Here is a 567-nt window from a genome sequence, read left to right on the forward strand (position 1 = left end):
AGCATGGTCTTCGGCAAGGCATTGCCGGAGCCGGGTCGGTTTAAGATGCAGATTTGTGCACTAATGCCGGGAAAGGTGCGCTCCGATAGCGGGATTTCGATTGAGGTGGAGCATGGTTTGGCGCTGTTGGAAACCGCCGATATCATTATTATTCCGTTTTGGCATCACCCTGATGAGAAACCCGCGGCTGAACTGCTGGCGGCGCTGGTTCGCGCCTGGCAGCGCGGTGCGGAAGTGGTGGGGCTGTGCCTCGGCACTTACGTGCTGGCCTATGCTGGATTATTAGCAGGACGACGTGCGGCTACCCATTGGGAGTTTGAGCGCGATTTCAGCCGTCGTTTTCCCGATGTGCAATTGGACAGCAATGCGCTGTATACCCGTGACGATCGCCTGATCACCTCTGCCGGAACGGCGGCAGGGATTGATTGCTGTCTGGATATTATCCGTTGTCACTGTGGCAGCGCATTGGCTAATCGGGTGGCACGTCGCATGGTGGTGCCCCCTTATCGAGAGGGGGGACAGGCTCAGTTTATTGAACGCCCGGTGCCGCAAACCACGCGAGACACG

At 57.8% G+C, this 567-nt stretch carries 1 protein-coding gene; it reads left to right on the plus strand.

From position 1 onward, the window contains the following. A partial coding sequence (locus J5069_RS23960; protein WP_264646141.1) for a GlxA family transcriptional regulator occupies positions 1–567 on the plus strand: 567 nt, incomplete at both ends.

Origin of the sequence: Candidatus Symbiopectobacterium sp. NZEC127 (genome assembly GCF_025962675.1) — a bacterium.
Taxonomy (GTDB): domain Bacteria; phylum Pseudomonadota; class Gammaproteobacteria; order Enterobacterales; family Enterobacteriaceae; genus Symbiopectobacterium.